The sequence below is a fragment of the Sphingomonas sp. genome, from assembly GCF_031380695.1.
GTDB lineage: Bacteria > Pseudomonadota > Alphaproteobacteria > Sphingomonadales > Sphingomonadaceae > Sphingomicrobium.
Map to the genome: position 1 here is coordinate 1 of NZ_JANMWY010000125.1, position 2098 is coordinate 2098.

Annotated in this window: 3 protein-coding genes; 1 reads left to right on the forward strand and 2 read right to left on the reverse strand. The window is 66.0% G+C overall.

The genetic code is table 11. From position 1 onward, the window contains the following. A partial coding sequence (locus tag RMN84_RS04565; protein ID WP_309611017.1) for a class I SAM-dependent RNA methyltransferase occupies positions 1 to 1063 on the forward strand: 1063 nt, incomplete at its 5' end. Here RMN84_RS04565 and RMN84_RS04570 read toward each other — a convergent pair. After that, positions 1026 to 1460: an MAPEG family protein gene (locus RMN84_RS04570; RefSeq protein ID WP_309611018.1), complete on the reverse strand. Its 435-nt coding sequence runs from the start codon at positions 1458 to 1460 to the stop codon at positions 1026 to 1028. The two genes, RMN84_RS04565 and RMN84_RS04570, sit on opposite strands and share 38 nt — an antisense overlap. Before the next feature lie 66 nt (positions 1461 to 1526). Beyond that, positions 1527 to 2098 (reverse strand): deoxyhypusine synthase family protein (locus RMN84_RS04575; protein ID WP_309611019.1); only part of this gene is annotated, 572 nt, incomplete at its 5' end.

Genomic DNA, 2098 nt, shown 5'->3' on the forward strand with positions numbered 1-2098 from the left:
CTTTCCCGAGTGCGGCGGGTGCCGGCTGCAGCACCTCACCGATGCCGCCTTTGCCACCTATTGCGAGGACCGCATCACCGGTGCCCTCGCCCAGCACGCCCTCGCCTGCGAAGTCCGCCCAGCATTGCTCTCAACCCCACGCAGCCGCCGCCGCGCCAGCCTCCACGCGCTGCGCTCGGGCGGCGGGGTGGCGATCGGCTTTCACGAGGCGGCATCGAAGCGGGTGGTCGACCTGACCGAGTGTCACGTCCTCGCGACCGCGCTGTTCGCGCTGATCCGGCCCCTGCGCGGACTACTCGCGACGATGCTCAAGCCCAACCGCATGGCGACGATCCAGCTGACGCTCGCCGACCAAGGGGTCGATGTCGCGCTCGCCGGGGTCGAGGCGGAAGGGCTGGCAGCGGCCGAAGCGCTGACCGCATTCGGCGAGAAGCACCGCCTCGCCCGGCTCAGTCTCGATGAAGGCTATGGCGCTGAGGTCCGCTATGAGCCGGTTCCGGCGACCGTAACCCTGTCAGGGGTTTCGGTCGCGCTGCCGGTCGGAGCCTTCCTGCAGGCGACGCGCGACGGGGAGGCCGCTCTCATCGCCGCCGTGATCGAGGCAATCGGCGGATCGCCCCGCACCGCGGACCTGTTCGCGGGCCTCGGCACCTTCGCGCTGGCACTCGACGGCGACATCACCGCCGCCGAAGCGTCGCGCGAGGCAATTCACTCGCTTAAAGCCGCGGCGAGCCGGGCCGGGCGCACCGTTACCGCCGCCCACCGCGACCTCTACCGCAACCCGTATCAGCCCAGCGAACTCGGCGCCTTCGACGCCGTCGTCCTTGACCCACCGCGCGCCGGGGCGTTCGAGCAGGTCGGCACGCTTGCCGTCTCGACCGTTGCCCGCATCGCCTACGTTAGCTGTAACCCCGCCACCTTCGCCCGCGACGCCGCAGTACTCGCGAAGGGCGGCTATCACCTCAATTGGGTTCAACCGGTCGGCCAGTTCCGCTGGTCGACCCATGTAGAACTGGCCGCCAGCTTCAGCCGTGGAGAAGCTGTATCGCGGCGTGCAGGGTGAGGCCGAGCAGGCAGAGCGTCGACAGCGCGAACAGGATGAAGCGCGCCAGGATGCGGTTCCACGTCGCCTGGACGATGCTGTGCGCGATGCGCAGGGCCACATAGCCCCAAGCTAGCAGGACATTGAGCCTGTAGTCAGCGCCCATCAGGATCAGTGCGAAGACGATCGCGTAGAAGATCGTCGGCTGCTCCATCAGGTGGATATAATTATGCGCCTTCCACTGCGCCTTGGCGTCGATAGCGCCATCGAGCGCGCCGGGCGTGCTGCCGACGCGAGTGTTGAGGTCGATGCCGGCCTTTTTCATTGCCGGCAGCCGGACGATGACCATCCAGAACAGGATCAGGATCGACCAGGCAACGAGGGCGACGATCGGTGCGAGCAATGGGCTGTTAGTCATGGTATTTCTCCCCCTGAATCTGGGAAGAGTGATCAGTTTCGGTCAGAAACGCAACCCGCTTCGCATTCAGTCGAACATCTTCGCAAACGCCCGCTTCGCCCGCGTCTTCCACGCGCCACGGTGCCACGCGTCGCTTGCCAGCAACGGCAGCACCGATGTCGCCTCGGCGAACACCATCTGCTCCTTCGCGGTCGAGACCTTACCCCAGCTTGCCGCTTCCTGCAGCGTCGACGAGGAACAGGCCCCATCGCGGACGTCGGCGACCGTGATCTGCACGGCGTACTTGTGAACCTCGACGTCGTGATGACCAAGAATCTCCGCGCACACGACCGTGTCCTGGGTGAAGTTCTTGGGCACGCCGCCGCCGATCATCAGCAGGCCGGTCGTCCCCGCCTTGATCTTGATGTCGGTCAGCTCGCGAAAGTCGGCGATCGCGTCGAGCACAATGTACGGCTTGCCCGCCTTCATCCGGTCGACCTGATGCTTGACCAGCCCGAACCCGGCCGATGAATCGACGAACGCCGGGCAGAAGATCGGCACGTCATGCTCGTAGGCGAGCTTGACCAGGCTGTTGTCCTTCTTGCCGTTGCCGTCGCACAGCCACTTGCCCATCTCGCGAATGAAGGCGCGCGACGAAT

Bases quoted from the DNA above. Each gene is read 5' to 3' on its own strand.
- RMN84_RS04570 (WP_309611018.1), bottom strand. From the start codon at position 1,460: ATGACTAACAGCCCATTGCTCGCACCGATCGTCGCCCTCGTTGCCTGG.